Raw genomic sequence first — 14,800 nt, forward strand, 5'->3', positions numbered from 1 at the left:
AAACTCTGTCAGGAACAAATAATTTTTACAAAAAAAAAGCAGCTTAAAGATTGTTTAATTTTTGCTGAATAACAAATTTTATATAAATTTTCTATTTTGTCTCACTAACTTAAGTATACTTATATAATGAGACAGCAAATACAATTTCGTTAATTGGTTCCGATAATATATATTATGTAAACTAGAAATCATTTCCTTTAACTTTGTATCACTTTTATAATCAATTCTTGGAAGTTTAGGCAAGTCTTCCATTTTAATTTCTTTTTTTGATACTAACAATAGCGATTCATGCAGCAAAAGGCGCTTCCCACCACTCCACTTGTAATCCCCTCTTATTAACCCAATATGTACATCTTGTTTTACCAGCACTTGATAAATTTGCTCACTCCAGCCGGTTACTACATGAAATTCAACATCTGGATACTTATCCTTAAATAGTTTTAATAAAATAGGAAGCTTAATTCTAGAAAATAAAAATGATGAACCAATTCTCAGCGTACCTGTAACTTTATCATCCATGTTCGAAATATGATCGTTTATATCCTGAAGCTTATTTAACATCTCGTCAGCACATTTCACAAGATATTCTCCTTGTGGAGTAAAATGAACACCTCTTCTGCCGCGATGTACAATTTGAACGCCAAAATTTTGCTCAATTTGCTGTAATCGTTTAGTAAGTGCTGGTTGTGATATATGCATTAAGGTAGCCGTTTTTGTAATATTTTTTTGTTCATATAAAACTTTTAAGATGGTCCAGTCTCGAAAATCCATTATAAGCACCTCCATAGATACCAACATATTATTAAGCAAGACAGTTTTTTCAAATAACATAAATAATTGGGACGTTTAGTTAGTTTAATTAGTCTATAAATATCAAACATGGCTGTTTTGAAACAAAAAAAGGATGGTTTCACCAGTTTTATTAACTAGTAAAACCATACTATTATTATGAAAAATACAAGATAGCTTCCTCAATCTATTTTGTCTTCAGTAATATTAAAATTAAAAGTATTAAAGCTTCAGTTTTAATCCTTCATGAGTTGGAACAAATCCTAATCGTTCATAAAACCTTAATGCATCAGGTCTTGTTTTATCTGTTGTCAATTGTATTAGATGGCAGCCTCGTTCTTTTGCTCGGTGAATTGCCCATTTTATTAAATCAGAACCCACTCCTCTGCCCCTTACAGAACCAGCAGTTCTAACTCCTTCAATTGTAGCTCTCCAGCTGCCTTGATGTGTTATGTAAGGTGTGAAGGTAATTTGCTGAACTCCAATAACTTTTCCACCCTCACATGCGACTATTAATTCGTTATTAGGGTCTGAAGTGATAGCTTCAAATGCTTTTATATAACTAGTAGGCAATGGATTTTCATACCGTTCACGCTGACTTCCCAGAAAATCATCTGCTAGCATAGCAACAATACTATCTAAATCTTTTTGGACTGCAATTCGAAAGGTAATTTCTGTCTCCAATTAGATCTCTCCCCGTAATTTACATTTGTAATTAACCTATCAATTAGTGCTTCTTATGTGCGGCTAGTTTTTTGAGATTAAAGATGAATTCCGCCCTCGTCAATTGAGTCTTTTCTTAATTACCCAAAATACCATTTCAAAGCATTTCTATATAATATCTTATCCGCACTTTTTTCATCAAAAAGGTTTTGGATCAATTCTATATCATCATATTCAAAAGGTCTTTTCGCCCGTGTTGAAGGCAAATCTGTGCCAAACATTAGTGCATCTGGATTGGTTTCAAATATAGTTTTTAATGCATTTTTAACATCCAATTCAACACGGCCGAATCCTGTTGCTTTAACATGTACCCCTTTGTCTACTAATTTTAATAGATGAGGAAGGCCTTCTTCAGACAAACCTAAATGGTCAATTGAAATTGCTGGTAATTTCTCAATCGTTGATGCAATATCAGGCAGTTCTTTGGCATCAATATAAAGTTCACTATGCCACCCTGCCAAATCATATACTCTTCTAGCGAAATGATCGAGCTTTGAAAGATCTTCAGAGCCACCTCGTTTAATATTAAACCGAAGTGCTCTTACACCACTTTTATGTAGATTTAAAATTTCATCATCGGTCACCGTAAAGGAAAGCTGTGTAACACCACAGAAAGCTGGACCCATTTGTTTAAGAGCCTTCATTAAATATTGCTGATCAAATCCCTGAAATGATCCTGATACAATCGCCCCTCCGCCTATATTCAAGTTAGCAGTCTCATTTAGGTAATCGTCTGCAACATAGCTTGGTGGTGTGTACCCTTGGTTCTCAATAATCGGAAACTCAAAATCAATTATATGAAAATGCGCATCAAAAATTTTCATTACAGATCCCCCTTTCTTTTTTATAACATATCAAAAACTAGACATCAGTGGAATACTAATTATTAGTCTTGATAAATATGTAAATAGTAGTTTTTATGTGTAGTATTCTCATTTGCCTACTTTAATGATTAAAATTTCGTCCTTATTAAAAGTAGAAATTAATTACAAGTAGTATTTAAATATTAATAACTATAAGGTAGCATTCAGGAAAATTCATAAGCTTTATTTATGGATTGCCATAATTTTTTTTGAATTATCCAATAGATTTTAACCTGTTATAATGAAAAATAATTACTTAGGGGGTACAAAAGTTGAAAGCTATTTTACAGAATGAATACGGTGAAGTAAATGTTTTAACTTACGCAGATGTTGAGATCCCTTCTATTGAAAAGAACGAGCTTTTGATTAAAGCCGCTTACACAAGTGTTAACTATGCAGATATTAAAAAACGAATTGGAAAAAAAGGCAAAGGAAATTTTCCTTTAATGCTAGGATTAGATGTATCAGGTACTGTTGAGAAGGCACCTGAAAATTCCACATTTTCACCAGGAGACCGAGTAGTTGCTTTTCCTAAAAATGGTTCGTATGCTGAGTACGTTGTGGCTAATGAGAATTTAGTTTTTAAAATACCAGATGCCCTTTCGATGGAACAGGCAGCAGCAATGCCAACGGTTTCTTTCTTATCATATATTCTTATCTTTGAAATTGGCCAAGTAAAACCAACAGATACGATTATTGTACACAGTGCAGCTGGTGGTGTTGGGTCCATATTAATTCAATTAGCTAAAATAGCAAATGTTTCAAAGATTATTGGTACAGTTGGCTCTCTGGAGAAGGAGTCCTATGTTTTGGGTTTAGGTGCTGATTTTGTATACACATATGACACATTCTCTAAAGAAGTTTTAAAACTGACCAACAATATAGGTGCTAATGTCATTTTTGATTCCTGTGCAGGAAATATAACGAGCAAGAGCTTAGAATGTTTAGCCTATTATGGAAATCTTGTTCAGTTTGGTAACAGTACTGGTAAAACAGGAAACATGTCAACAAGTGATGTTCATAGCAGTTGCAGAACAATTAGCGGTTTTAGTTTGGGTACAACACGAAAATTTCATCCTGAACGATTAAGGGCTATTGCAGATAACGTAATTGAATTATTTAGTTCAGGAAAAGTATCCCTCCCAGTTGCACAAGTTTTTGATTTAAAAGATGCTAGGCTTGCTCATGCACTAATTGAAAGTCGAAATTATAAAGGGAAAATTCTAATTAAAATGTAAGCATACTTTTCTGCTATGCTCATTTGTGTATAATGAAGTATCAAAATGAAGCCAGTGAGATTTTACATGAAGTAAAATCTCACTGGCTATCATTTTAGAGGGACGATATTGTTACAACTCAACATATATTATTTTGAAATTAATGAGTTTTGCAACTTTCGTATAGTCCTTTTTCATGTAGAACTTTAATTAATGTTTCTCCCATTACAGATGGAGTTTCTGCTACTGAAATACCGCAGCTTTCCATTACGCTAACTTTTTCAGCTGCAGTTCCTTTTCCACCCGAAATAATAGCTCCGGCATGACCCATACGCTTTCCTGGTGGTGCTGTTCTACCACCAATAAAGCCTACGATAGGTTTATTCATATTCTCTTTTGCCCAAAGTGCTGCTTCTTCCTCAGCAGTACCGCCAATTTCACCAATCATAATTACAGCATAAGTATCTGGATCCTCATTAAATGCTTTTAATACATCAATAAAATCAGTACCGTTTACTGGATCTCCACCAATTCCAACTGCTGTAGACTGTCCAATGCCAGCCTCACTTAATTGATGTACAGCCTCATATGTTAATGTTCCTGAACGTGAAACAACGCCAACGTGACCTTTTTTGTGGATATAACCTGGCATAATACCGATCTTACATTCTTCTGGGCTGATCACGCCAGGACAGTTTGGTCCGATTAAACGTGTTTTCTTGCCCTCCATGTAGCGCTTCACTTTAACCATATCCAACACAGGAATATGTTCAGTTATACAAATAACAAGATCAAGCTCAGAATCAACAGCTTCCATAATTGCATCTGCTGCAAATGGTGCAGGTACATAAATAACTGAAACTGTAGCGCCAGTTTCTTTTACAGCATCCTCAACAGTATTAAAAACCTTAACACCTTCTACTTCTGTTCCGCCCTTACCTGGTGTCACCCCACCAACGATAGCTGTTCCATACTCCAACATTTGTTTTGTATGAAATAAAGCAGTAGAACCTGTAATTCCTTGTACAATGACTTTTGTTTGCTTATCAATAAAGATACTCACTTGCAGATCTCCTTCCTAATTATGCTACTTAGCCTTCCATTTTTCAGCGTACTTGTTCTACGATTTTCTGCGCTCCATCTGCCATGGAATCCGCAGAAATAATATCGATGTCTGCTTCTGCAAGAATTTGCTTACCTTCCTTAACGTTCGTACCTTCAAGTCTTACTACAAGCGGTACATTCAGCCCAACTTGCTTAGCGGCCTCTACCACACCATTCGCAATAATGTCACATTTCATTATTCCGCCAAAAATATTTACAAAAATACCTTTTACATTTTGGTCGGATAAAATAATTTTGAATGCCTCAGTAACTTTTTCCGCTGTAGCACCGCCCCCAACATCAAGGAAGTTAGCCGGGTCTCCGCCATAGTGCTTGATAATATCCATTGTCGCCATTGCCAAGCCTGCACCATTAACCATACAGCCGATATTTCCAGTTAAAGAAATATAACTTAAGTCATATTTAGATGCTTCAATTTCTTTTTGATCTTCTTCATCAAAATCTCTTAGTTCTAAAATATCTTTTTGACGGAACAATCCGTTGCCATCAAAATTCAGTTTAGCATCTAAAGCCATAACCTTATCATCACCTGTTACAACTAGAGGGTTGATTTCAGCGATTGAACAGTCTTTATCGATGTAAACCTTATAAAGTCCCATCATAAATTTTACAGCTTGTCTCACTAGCTTTGCCGGAATATTGATGTTAAAAGCAAGTCTGTTTGCCTGAAACGCTGTTAAACCAACAACAGGGTCAATAACTTCTTTAAAGATTTTTTCTGGCGTCTCTTCTGCTACTTCCTCAATATCCATTCCGCCTTCTTCAGATGCCATCAATACCACTCTTGAAGTTGCGCGATCTTGAACAAGACCAATATAATATTCCTTCCGGATGTCGCAGCCCTCTTCAACTAGAAGACGGTTTACTACTTTTCCTTCAGGACCAGTTTGATGCGTAACGAGTGTTTTTCCGAGTAATTCTTCAGCATATTGGCGAACTTCTTCAATGCTCTTAGCAATTTTTACTCCGCCTGCTTTACCTCTTCCACCTGCATGGATTTGCGCTTTAACAACATAAACACCTTGTTGAAGTGATTCAGCTGCTTTCACAGCCTCGTCAGCAGTAAAAGCTGCGTGTCCATTTGGAACAGCTACTCCATATTGCCTAAGAATTTCTTTTCCTTGATACTCATGAATATTCATGACTTTCCTCCCTCAATCTTTCTAAGAAAATTAGAAAATTTGTATGTTGCAGCTAGAAATAAAATTCCCCAAATTAAAGCACCATTTATCATGTAACGGCGTTTTAATTCCTTTTTTTACTGCATATATATTCATCATCCTAGTGTAAGGACATTTCAAACTATAGTCTGGTGATACCTTACACTAGGCTTAATGATTCAAAAAACCTTATGCTTCTAATAAAAATTTCTCAGGGTCTTCAAGCAATTCTTTAATACGCACCAAGAATCCTACTGCTTCTTTTCCATCAACAATTCGGTGGTCATATGATAATGCAATATACATCATTGGACGGATCTCAACTGTTTCCCGATCTACTGCAACAGGACGATATTGAATCGTGTGCATCCCAAGAATACCTACTTGTGGAGCATTTAGAATCGGCGTGGATAATAATGATCCAAATGTGCCGCCGTTAGTAATAGTAAATGAACCGCCTTGAAGGTCTGAAAGTGCAAGCTTAGAATCTCTAGCTTTCAATGCTAGTCTACCAATCTCTTTTTCAATATCGGCAAATCCTAGGCGATCCGCATCTCTTACAACCGGAACAACTAATCCGTCATTGGTAGATACAGCAACACCGATGTCGTAGAACTTCTTGATAACCAATTCGTTGCCTTGGATTTCGGCATTTAATAATGGATATTTCTTTAAGGCACTAACAACAGCTTTTGTAAAGAAGGACATAAATCCTAGCTTCACATCATGCTCAGCCAAGAAGTCATCCTTTCTCTTCTTGCGCAATTCCATTACTGCTGTTAAATCTACTTCATTAAAAGTAGTTAAGATTGCAGCAGTTTGCTGAACTTCAACAAGGTTTTTCGCAATGGTTGCTCTGCGGCGAGTCATTTTTTGTCTTTCAACCGGTTTTGCAGGGTTTTCTGCTGGTTTCTTTTCTTCCGAAGAACGACTTGATGCAGGAGCTGGACTTGGAGCTTTTCCAGCATTGGCAACATCTTGTTTACTTACTCTTCCCAGTGGATCTGCCACAGGTACCTGGCTCAAGTCAATCCCTCGCTCTCTAGCAAGCTTTCGTGCCGCTGGAGAAGCAGGATAGTCATGAGTAGCTGCCGGTGTTTGAGTTTGTTTTGGAGCTTCTGTTTTTGCTTCAGTCTTAGCTTCTTCTTTTGGTGCCTCAACTTTTGGTGCCTCAGCACTCTCAGCAGATCCTTCTTCTATCTGAGCGACTACTTCTCCAACTTGGACTGTGTCACCAGATGCTTTTATAGTATTTTGCAGAACTCCACTATGCTCAGCGATAATTTCTACATTTACCTTATCTGTTTCTAATTCTAATAAATAATCTCCCTTTTCAACTCGTTCACCTGGATTCTTGAGCCACTGTGCAATGGTACCTTCTGTGATTGATTCAGCTAATTCTGGAATAATTACGTCTGCCATTTCTTACACATCCTTTAATTGTTTATTTTCATATAACTTTGTTCTAATGTAGAACTATTGCTTAACTTTATCTTTAGAAGCTGCTGTCAAAGTTAAAACATTGTTAATAATTCTTTGTTGTTCTTTCTTATGAACAGCCGGGTCTCCTTCAGAAGGACTAGACATTTCTGGTCTTCCGTTATATTCAACCCTTAATTTATCAGGGAAAAGACCTTGTAATTTAGGTGCAATATAGCTCCATGCTCCCATGTTCTTTGGTTCTTCCTGTGTCCAGCTAACCTCTTTTACGTTTTTATATTTTGATAGGCATTCTAAAATTTGTTTTTCTGGGAATGGATATAATTCCTCTATACGGATAATTTGCAGCCATTCATATTGATCTTTCTTAGATACTTGATCTGACAGTTCAACTGCCAATCTGCCTGAACAAAATACTATTTTTTCTACCTTTTCTAGGTTTGCTCCCAAATTAGGCTCTTCAATAATCGGATGAAATTCACCCGAAGTAAACTCGTTTAACTCAGCAGCTGCAGACTGATGACGTAATAAGCTTTTCGGCGTCATCAACACTAGTGGTTTAACTAAATCTGTGTTTAGAGTAGCAGCCTGTCTTCTTAAGAGATGAAAATATTGTGCTGAGGAAGACAGATTTGCTACACTCCAGTTGTTTTCAGCTGATAGCTGAAGATAACGCTCTAGTCTTGCACTTGAGTGCTCTGGTCCTTGCCCTTCATATCCATGTGGCAGAAGAAGGACTAGCCCAGAATTCTGCCCCCACTTCGCTTTAGCAGAGGATATAAATTGGTCTGCGATTACTTGAGCACAGTTAGCAAAATCGCCAAATTGCGCTTCCCACATTACCAGAGTTTCTGGTGCACCAAGATTATAACCATATTCAAAACCTAGTGTTGCTGTTTCAGTAAGTGTACTATTATGCACTGCAAAAGAAGCATTCGCTGAATCTATTTGGTGTAAAGTGCAATACTTATTTCCAGCTAATTCATCTGACAGGACAATATTACGATGTGAGAATGTCCCACGTTCAGAGTCCTGCCCTGTTAATCTGATTGGAATTCCATCTTTTATAATAGACCCGTATGCTAAGGCTTCTGCATGAGACCAGTCGATTTTCGCTTTTTTCTCGAACACATCTAGACGACGCATTAAGATTTTCTCTAGTTTGCCGAACGTATTAAAATTCTCCGGCCATTTCAGCAAACTTTTGTTTATAGAAACTAAAGTCTCTGCCTCTACAGTTGTATCTATTTCTAAAAGTGCTTTTTCATTATAAACAACTTTTTCCTGCAATTCTGAAATATAAAGCGGTTCATCATGATCAGGACTCATTCTTTCAGCTGCGCCTTTAATTTCGGCCATCACTTCAGATTGAACTGCATTAATTTCATCCTCAGTAAAAGATTTTTCAGCTAACAATTGCTTTTTATATAATTCAGTTATGGTTGGATGACTGCGCACCAGCTGATAAATAAGCGGATTTGTTGCCATCGGTTCATCCATCTCATTATGGCCAAGTCTTCTGTAACCGATCAAATCTATCACTACATCTTTTCTAAACGCTTGACGGTAAGCAAATGCAAGCTTCATGACTCGTATGCATGCCTCTGGATCGTCTGCGTTAACATGAAATACAGGAACTCCATATCCCTTCGCTAAATCACTGGAATATAATGTAGATCGTGAATCTCTTCCTTCCGTTGTAAATCCAATTCGGTTGTTGGCAATGATATGCATAGTACCACCAGTTTGATATGCGTTTGTACCTGCAAAATTGAACATTTCAGCTACAACACCTTGACCAGCAAATGCTGCATCACCATGGATTAGAAGAGGGATTGCTTTAGACGTATCCTGCACAGGATACCCTTTTTGATCTCTATTTTCTTGTAAAGCTCTAACTACTCCCTCAACTACGGCTCCAGCATACTCCAAATGACTTGGATTGTAGGCAAGAGTAACATTAATTTGTCGGTCATCCACTATTCTCTTATTCTTGGCACCCATATGATATTTTACATCTCCGGTGCTGCCGCTCGTTTCAAGATAATCTTCGCTTTCATTTAACCATTTAACATGTTGAAACTGTGAAAAAATGGCTTCATATGGTTTCTTAATAACATGTGCTAGAACATTTAATCTGCCTCGATGAGCCATAGAAATTGCGATATCTTCCACTTGTTCCTGAGCACTTAAGCTAACCAATTCCTCAATTGAAGGAATAAGCATTTCAAGACCTTCAACTGAAAAACGCTTCGCTCCAACATAAGTTCTATGAAGGTACTGTTCAAACCCTTCAGTTTCATATAGTTTTCTTAACAACTGTTTCTTTCTATCTACTGTAAGTACTTCTGCCTTTTCAATTTCGATTTGCTCAAGGAGCCATTCTCTTTCGCCTGGCTCAACATGAAGAACTTCATAACCAATTTTTCCAGTATAGATGGTTAACAGCTTCTGAATGGCTTCAAAACCGTCAGCGACTTCATCTTTCCATTCAGAGCAAATCAATTCTGACGGAACTTCTCTAACCGTTTCTTCTGTTAAACCATAGCGTTCTAATAAGAAAAGATCTTTATTTTCTCTATCTTCCAAAGGATAGATATCAGCTAATAAGTGTCCTCGCTCTCTAATATCTGCTGCAAGTTTTAACACAAGGCTGAGGTTCTTAAGGTTTTGAATAATTGATGCCTCAGATCCCTTTACCTCCTGCTGGCTACTAGCTTTTGGCTGTCCCCATTTAGCAAACAGTTCTGCCAGGCTTTCATCTACTATTTCTGGGGATTGTAAATATAGATCATATTGTTCTAACAAATAGCCAAGGTTAGGTCCTGAAAACTCACTCCACGGACTTTGAAAGTTATTCATATATTTCACACATCCTTAACAATTTTTTCAGCTAAAAATAAAGTGTTCAAACCATTTTTACAATAATCCAACCCATTGCCAGTATGTCATACTAAAGACAACAATGAGAATGAAACCAATGATAGTTATCGGCAATCCAGGTTTTAACATATCTTTGGTTGTAAAGGCGCCTGTACCGTAGGCAAGCATATTTTGCGGTGCACTTACAGGCAGCAGGAATCCAAAACTGATAACAAATTGCTGAATTAACACAAGTCCTGGTCCGTTGAAAGTAGTCTCCATCGAAGCTACTAAAGCAATAACAATCGGTATGAAAGCCGAAGCAAGACTCGTCGCACTTGCAAATCCTAGATGGATAATGATATTAAACAAGGAAAGAATCATGATAATAACAATTAGTGGCTGATTCGTTAATCCTAGTGCACTAAACGTATTATCAGATAGCCATGCAGCACCTTGTGTTTCCAATAACACTGACCCTAGAGAAATACCTAGAGCGAAAACAACAAGCGTTCCCCATGGAATCTTACTTTCGACTTCCTTCCAAGAGTAAATCCCTATTTTCGGCATTAGCATAACAGTAACTGCAATGATAGTGATCGTTGTCGAATCAAGTGGATGTAAAACTCCTTCTGTTGACCAAAAAGCAAGAAGTAAGAGAGAAATGACGATTAACTTCCATTCTTTTAAAGTAATTTTTCCAAGATCTTTTAATTGTTTTCCAATAATCTCTTTACCATTTTCTAACTCGCTTACTTCAGGCTTGATCAACTTAACCATTAGAAAGTACAGCACGATGGACATTAATATTGACCAAGGACCAGCATATAAGAGCCATTGTCCCCATGTAACAGTTGTGTCAAACGCTTGTTCAATAAATCCTAGACCTACCATGTTTTGAGCAGCAGAAGTCTTAATACTTATATTCCAAATCGAAATAGCTTGAACAGCTGTAACAAGCAATAAGGCTGCCAGTCGGCTTGTTTTAGCTAATTTAAATGCTGCTACAATACCGAGCAAGATTGGAATAATGGTACCTGCTCTTGCCGTTGCACTTGGTACGAATAATGCGAGTACAATACTGACAAGAATTGTACCAAACACTAAGCTATTGGTCTTGGTTCCCACTCTAGACATAATAAATAAGGCTAAACGCTTATGCAGACCAGTGATTTCCATTGCAGCAGCAATAAAGGTTGCTCCTGCAACAAGGCCAACAGCAGATGAACTAAAGCCAGATAGAGCTAATTTCAATCCGCCTCCTGTTGAATAGATTTGAGACGGATCCTCTACTGTCGGAGCAAGTCCGATAAATACGGCTATCAATGTCAAAATAATGGCTGCACTCACCGTATAAGATACTCCTTCAGTCATCCAAAGGATAACTGCTAAAGCAAGAATACCTAGTGCTATTTGACCAGCTACCGGTAAACCTTCCGGATTTGGAAGGAGTATAATAATCAGGAAAACGACGAAAGCAAGAATGACAAAATAATTTTTATTTATTTTCATAGGTTATTTCCCCTTATAAGACATAATATTCTACTGGCTTAACAGGATGTGAAAGAGTACATTATTTTACTAGGTGGATAGGGTTACCTGTAGCAAGCTCAGCAGCCTCCATCACAATTTCACCTAAAGTTGGGTGCGGATGGACTGTTAATGCCAAATCTTCAGCTGTTAAACTGGACTCAATTGCCAATGCTAGTTCGGAGATCATGTCCGATGCATTTGCCCCGATAATCTGGCCGCCGATCACCACTCCATTATCTTTTCTTGTGACAAGCTGCACAAAACCTTCCGTCTCATTAAGTGCAATCGCTCTGCCATTCACGGCGAATGGGAACCTTGCAACTTCCGCTTCAATTCCTTTTTCTTTTGCACTATTTGCATCATGTCCAACTACAGCAATTTCTGGTTCTGAAAAAACAACAGCTGGCATACATTTATAATCGATAACAGCAGGATGCCCTGAGATAGCTTCGGCAGCTACTTTTCCTTCATATGAAGCTTTATGAGCCAATTGAGGTCCCGGCACGATATCGCCAATTGCATATATATGAGAAAGTGAGGTTTGACACTGCTCATTTATTTCAATTAAACCTCTTTCTGAAAGTGCAATACCAATATTCTCTAAACCAAGAGCATTTGTGTTAGGTTTCCTGCCAACACTCACGAGCAGGTAATCAGCTTTTAATGTTTGCTTTTCTCCGTCAATCACAGCCTCAACTTCTACATGATCTTCTTGATCTTTAGCAGCTTCTACATTAACATTCGTTAAAATGTCTACACCTTTTTTCTTTAACCCTTTAGAAACAATAGAAGTAAGACGCTTATCCATACCGCCAAGGATGTCTTTTTGACCTTCTAAAATTGTCACCTTCACACCAAAATTAGCTAGGGCACCAACTAGTTCAACCCCTATAACACCTCCACCAACAGCAATCATACTCTTAGGGAGTTCATTCAAATTTAATACTCCAGTAGAATCTAAAATTCTGCTGGAAAATTTCATAGTTGGCAGCTCTACCGGACGTGAGCCTGTCGCTATGATTGCGTTTTCAAACGAATATATCTTTTCGCCTTCTGAGCTTTTAATCGTAACTTTGTGTGTGTCTGTAAACTCTGCTTGACCTTTAACAATTTCAACTTTATTGCCTTTTAGTAAAGTACCAATACCGCTTGTTAGTTTCTTAACTACACCATCTTTGAATGCTTGAACTTTGGTATAATCTACTTCTACATCTGATACCTTAACACCAAATACATCCAAGTGCTTCGTATTATGATAATGATGACTTGCTGTAATAAGAGCTTTTGAAGGAATACATCCTACATTTAAGCAAACTCCGCCTAAATTTTCCTTTTCTACTATAGTTACCTTTTGTCCAAGCTGTGCAGCTCGTATCGCTGCCACATAGCCTCCAGGTCCTGCTCCAATAATAAGTGTTCCAGTCTGATACTGATCAATTTCTTTCATGATTCTTCCTCCTACCCATGCACTAGATACATGCTGTTTTAAAGATTACATTAATATGAAATCGCTATCTTTTTACCGAAAGATTTCTGCCTTTATGGCTTTTTTGAAAGGTGCAGACTAAGGATTACTATTTAAGTTGTTCATTTAACATGTTTACACTTTTGCGTACCCTTATTCGTGCAGATCATTTAGAATCTTTGAAAGTATACCTTCACCAATAACTCTAAAGTGTTAAAAATGATTACGCTAGATTATGTAACTTATGTAAGTGCTTACGTAAGTATCGAAACCAAGATTGTGAATAATCGCACTTTTTAAGTTGCATAAATTACGAAAATTACTTTTGTTACGTAATTTACTTTAATTCCAAATTATATTTTCTTTTTTGCAGACGATATATATTTAATTTGTAATCAAGCCGGCGATAAAATTATAACCAACTATGTGAAATGATTCACATTAAAATTCTGGAGGAATTCTCAATGAATCTATTAGAAGTAATCCGTACCACTGTAACCGATATGAATATTGTTAGTGCGATCACTTCCACATTATTCATTATTATGCTTGGGTACTTTTGCAGAAAGAAAGGGATTTTCAATGATCAAGTAGGAAAAATTCTTTCAAAAGTAGTATTAACTGTTGCTTTACCTGCTTTGGCTTTTAATGCTTTTATGCAGGACATTGATGAGAGAACCTTAAGTGAAGGAATAAATATTTTAATCTGGGGATTAGCCATTTATATCATACTCATTGTCCTTACTAAACCAATGTATATGAAGTTTAAAGGTGATCAGCAAGACACCCTTCGGATTTTAACCATCTTTGGATCCACTACATTCTTTGGTATACCAATTGTTGGAGCAATCTATGGAGCTGAGGGCGTTTTATATGCATCCATCTTTAATATTGGCTATCGTATTTTCCTATATTCATATGGTTATATCAAAATGAGTGGGCTGAAAATGGAAACACGAAACATTAAAGAAATGTTTTTAAATCCAATTGTTCTTGCAACATTTGCCGGTTTATTCATTTGGATGTTCCAAAGTTATATCCCGCAAGTTACTGTTTCAACAGAAGCTGGTGTCGCCTCACAAGTTGCGTTTTTACGGATTGATCAAACCGCAGTCTGGCTGCATAAACCATTGACATATTTGGCTGGTCTTGCATCACCGCTTGCTTGGCTAGCAATTGGTGCAACATTAGGATCTGTTGATTTTAAATCGGCCATGACAAATAAAGTATCCTGGTTCTATAGTTTCAATAAAATCATCATGGTTCCTTCTATTAATATTGTATTATTACTTTTATTAAACTTTGTTGGCATCATGCCTTTAAGTGGAGTTCTATTAGGAACAGTTGTCATTATGATGGCGACGCCAACTGCAACAGTTTGTGCAGCATATGCAATTAGTTTCGACAAGGATGCGGTACTCGCTTCCAACGCATCACTATTGTCAACCCTTTCTGCCGTCATTCTAATTCCTATATGGATTATTATTATCAATACAATCGGCCAAATCTTCGCATTTTAGACAGCTTGTATCATTTATCTACTCATTATGATGAATGATTTGCACCATTAACATGGAAAAACCTCTAAAATACCAGGTTAGGACACAATTACTTTACATTAGC

11 protein-coding genes are annotated in these 14,800 nt (G+C 37.1%); 2 read left to right on the plus strand and 9 right to left on the minus strand.

The features are described from left to right. Positions 1-78: 78 nt before the first annotated feature. From J1899_RS11660 to J1899_RS11670, 3 genes are all read right to left on the minus strand, one after another. Positions 79-771 carry a LysR family transcriptional regulator gene (locus J1899_RS11660; RefSeq protein ID WP_214473834.1) on the minus strand — a complete coding sequence of 231 codons (693 nt, stop codon included), beginning with the start codon at positions 769-771 and terminating at the stop codon, positions 79-81. 240 nt (positions 772-1,011) lie between these two features. Further along, positions 1,012-1,473 (minus strand): GNAT family N-acetyltransferase, encoded by a 462-nt coding sequence (locus J1899_RS11665; RefSeq protein ID WP_214473836.1) that lies wholly within the window; start codon positions 1,471-1,473, stop codon positions 1,012-1,014. A gap of 119 nt (positions 1,474-1,592) precedes the next feature. Beyond that, positions 1,593-2,336: an amidohydrolase family protein gene (locus tag J1899_RS11670; protein WP_214473839.1), complete on the minus strand. Its 744-nt coding sequence runs from the start codon at positions 2,334-2,336 to the stop codon at positions 1,593-1,595. A gap of 311 nt (positions 2,337-2,647) precedes the next feature. Here J1899_RS11670 and J1899_RS11675 point away from each other — a divergent pair, with 311 nt between their 5' ends. Beyond that, entirely contained in the window at positions 2,648-3,613 is a 966-nt protein-coding gene (locus tag J1899_RS11675) for a quinone oxidoreductase family protein (protein WP_066445525.1), read from the plus strand. A gap of 139 nt (positions 3,614-3,752) precedes the next feature. Here the strand turns inward: J1899_RS11675 and sucD are convergent, their stop codons facing one another. The 6 genes from sucD to lpdA form a co-directional block, all read right to left on the minus strand. Beyond that, positions 3,753-4,655: a succinate--CoA ligase subunit alpha gene (gene sucD / locus J1899_RS11680; RefSeq protein ID WP_151572387.1), complete on the minus strand. Its 903-nt coding sequence runs from the start codon at positions 4,653-4,655 to the stop codon at positions 3,753-3,755. Between the two features lie 43 nt (positions 4,656-4,698). Further along, positions 4,699-5,859, minus strand: coding sequence for an ADP-forming succinate--CoA ligase subunit beta (gene sucC / locus J1899_RS11685; RefSeq protein ID WP_066445519.1), 1,161 nt, complete (start codon positions 5,857-5,859; stop codon positions 4,699-4,701). A 207-nt stretch (positions 5,860-6,066) separates the two neighbouring features. Then, positions 6,067-7,299 carry a 2-oxoglutarate dehydrogenase complex dihydrolipoyllysine-residue succinyltransferase gene (gene odhB, locus J1899_RS11690; protein ID WP_214473841.1) on the minus strand — a complete coding sequence of 411 codons (1,233 nt, stop codon included), beginning with the start codon at positions 7,297-7,299 and terminating at the stop codon, positions 6,067-6,069. A 54-nt stretch (positions 7,300-7,353) separates the two neighbouring features. Then, positions 7,354-10,179 carry a 2-oxoglutarate dehydrogenase E1 component gene (locus J1899_RS11695; RefSeq protein WP_214473842.1) on the minus strand — a complete coding sequence of 942 codons (2,826 nt, stop codon included), beginning with the start codon at positions 10,177-10,179 and terminating at the stop codon, positions 7,354-7,356. A 57-nt stretch (positions 10,180-10,236) separates the two neighbouring features. Beyond that, positions 10,237-11,691 (minus strand): DASS family sodium-coupled anion symporter, encoded by a 1,455-nt coding sequence (locus tag J1899_RS11700; protein ID WP_214473844.1) that lies wholly within the window; start codon positions 11,689-11,691, stop codon positions 10,237-10,239. Between the two features lie 61 nt (positions 11,692-11,752). Continuing rightward, a complete protein-coding gene (gene lpdA / locus J1899_RS11705; RefSeq protein ID WP_214473846.1) occupies positions 11,753-13,159 on the minus strand; it encodes a dihydrolipoyl dehydrogenase in 1,407 nt (468 codons plus the stop codon). Between the two features lie 482 nt (positions 13,160-13,641). Between lpdA and J1899_RS11710 the strand changes: the two genes are divergently transcribed. Further along, positions 13,642-14,697: an AEC family transporter gene (locus J1899_RS11710; RefSeq protein ID WP_066445504.1), complete on the plus strand. Its 1,056-nt coding sequence runs from the start codon at positions 13,642-13,644 to the stop codon at positions 14,695-14,697. The last annotated feature ends 103 nt before the right edge of the window (positions 14,698-14,800 follow it).

The sequence above is a fragment of the Cytobacillus gottheilii genome, assembly GCF_018582665.1.
GTDB classification, from domain to species: domain Bacteria; phylum Bacillota; class Bacilli; order Bacillales; family Cytobacillaceae; genus Cytobacillus; species Cytobacillus gottheilii.

Coding starts and splice junctions, on each gene's coding strand:
- J1899_RS11710 (WP_066445504.1), top strand. CDS start 13,642: ATGAATCTATTAGAAGTAATCCGTACCACTGTAACCGATATGAATATT.
- J1899_RS11695 (WP_214473842.1), bottom strand. CDS start 10,179: ATGAATAACTTTCAAAGTCCGTGGAGTGAGTTTTCAGGACCTAACCTT.
- J1899_RS11670 (WP_214473839.1), bottom strand. CDS start 2,336: ATGAAAATTTTTGATGCGCATTTTCATATAATTGATTTTGAGTTTCCG.
- lpdA (WP_214473846.1), bottom strand. CDS start 13,159: ATGAAAGAAATTGATCAGTATCAGACTGGAACACTTATTATTGGAGCA.
- sucC (WP_066445519.1), bottom strand. CDS start 5,859: ATGAATATTCATGAGTATCAAGGAAAAGAAATTCTTAGGCAATATGGA.
- J1899_RS11700 (WP_214473844.1), bottom strand. CDS start 11,691: ATGAAAATAAATAAAAATTATTTTGTCATTCTTGCTTTCGTCGTTTTC.
- J1899_RS11660 (WP_214473834.1), bottom strand. CDS start 771: ATGGATTTTCGAGACTGGACCATCTTAAAAGTTTTATATGAACAAAAA.
- odhB (WP_214473841.1), bottom strand. CDS start 7,299: ATGGCAGACGTAATTATTCCAGAATTAGCTGAATCAATCACAGAAGGT.